Origin of the sequence: Vibrio sp. 10N.261.55.A7, from assembly GCF_002877365.1 — a bacterium.
GTDB lineage: Bacteria > Pseudomonadota > Gammaproteobacteria > Enterobacterales > Vibrionaceae > Vibrio.
In genome coordinates, this window is the sequence record NZ_MCWZ01000172.1 from 1 (window position 1) to 1,871 (window position 1,871).

Genomic DNA, 1,871 nt, shown 5'->3' on the forward strand with positions numbered 1-1,871 from the left:
AGATTAATATTTAAAATAACCGTGTCAGTAATTATATCCAAATAATAAATGAATATTCTAATTCATATATTGGAGATCTGCATAATGGATAGTACATTATTTCTTACAGGTTTTGGCCTATATGTCTGCTTTTTAATTTGGCTTGGTTGGTTCGTATCGCGTAACCAAAAATCAGGTGAAGATTTTCTACTAGGTGGCCGCGGTTTACCTATGTTTCTTGTATTAGGTACCACGGTGGCAACCATGGTGGGTACGGGTTCAAGTATGGGCGCCGTTGGCTTTGGATATGCTAATGGCTGGGCGGGTGCTTTATACGGTATCGGTGGCGCAATCGGTATCCTTTTATTAGCACTTTGGTTTGCGCCAGTTCGTAAGCTCAATTTCATGACCATGAGTGAAGAGCTTGCCTATTATGTCGGTGCTAACAAAATCGTGAAAAACGTGGTTGGTCTGCTTATTTTTATCGCCTCTATCGGCTGGTTGGGCGCACACATTTTGGGTGGCGGCATGTACCTAGCGTGGATAGCGGATATCGATCTAAATCTAGCGAAAATCATTATTGCTGCTGCATTCACGATTTACGTTGTGATTGGTGGTTACACGGCCGTTGTGTGGACGGACACTATTCAAGCCGTTATTCTTTTTGCTGGCTTTATCTTAATGGCTGTCATGTCAGTTGATCACATCGGCGGTTTAGACAACCTATATGATGCGATGGACCCAGCAGCGACGAGTTTCTTAGCGATTGAAAAACTCGGCATCATCCCAGCGGTTTCACTAGCTGTAGTTATCGGTGTGGGTGTGCTTGCAACACCGTCATTCCGTCAGCGCATCTACTCGGGTAAAGACGTGAAAACAATTCGTCGTTCATTCGTGGCGTCTGGAGTGTTGTATCTTTTCTTCTCAATCATTCCTGCTGTCATTGGTATGGCGGCACATGCGATTGACCCAACACTGGATAACCCGAACTTCTCATTCCCTTATATTGCCGCAACGGTATTGCCTGTCGGCGTGGGTATGATTGTTCTTATCGCGGGTCTATCTGCAACAATGTCGAGCGCAAGTTCTGATGCGATTGCGGGTGTCTCTATCTTGCTTCGTGATGTTTACGTCATGTTCACTGGCCGCGTACCAAACAAAGAATCGATGCTGAACTACTCTCGCTTGGCACTGGTTGTGGTCATTGGCTTTGCTCTGCTATTTGCTTTGACCTCTAATGACATCATTGGCTACATCACTAAGATGATTTCAACGGTCATGTCAGGCATGTTTGTTTGTGGAATGCTGGGTAAATTCTGGAGCCGTTACAATTGGCAGGGTGCCATCGCGACTTTAGCAGGTGCGTCTATCGCTTCATTTGCCGTGATGATGAGCCCTGATCTAACAGCCTTCTGGGGCAACCCAGTCATCCCATCATGTTTAACCGCACTAGTGGCAGGCGTTGTTGTCGCGCTCGTGACTCCTGAAAACAAGGTATCACCTGAAATGGCTCAAGCAATTTTAGATGATGAGCGTGCGTTGATGGAGATGGAAACCTCTGATAAAGGACAGCTAGCGGAAGATGATCCATCTTCAAATCGCCCAGCAGTACAGAGCTAGTTCCGCTTCCAATTTAAATGAGGTTCTATTCTGAGCCTCATTAACCAAAATAATAATGTAATAGAAAATACGATTGTGTATCTCTTCCCTGCTGAAGCATCGGGTGGCATCAGTATGGTGAAGTCATTGATCGCTCCGTACGTTGATGGTTTTGCCATAGAGAGAACTCATCACCTGAGCAATGACAAATACATTTAATATCCACACTTATTTATATGCTGTAACGGGCAGGGACGCTCATAACCAAAATATGGAACCTACTGTATTTAAAC

General features: G+C 44.8%; 1 protein-coding gene. It reads left to right on the forward strand.

The features are described 5' to 3' along the window. Positions 1-84 precede the first annotated feature (84 nt). Positions 85-1,599 carry a sodium:solute symporter family protein gene (locus tag BCU12_RS09930; protein ID WP_102404161.1) on the forward strand — a complete coding sequence of 505 codons (1,515 nt, stop codon included), beginning with the start codon at positions 85-87 and terminating at the stop codon, positions 1,597-1,599. Positions 1,600-1,871 lie beyond the last annotated feature (272 nt).

Excerpts from the sequence above, each read along its gene's own strand:
- BCU12_RS09930 (WP_102404161.1), top strand. The coding sequence starts at position 85 with ATGGATAGTACATTATTTCTTACAGGTTTTGGCCTATATGTCTGCTTT.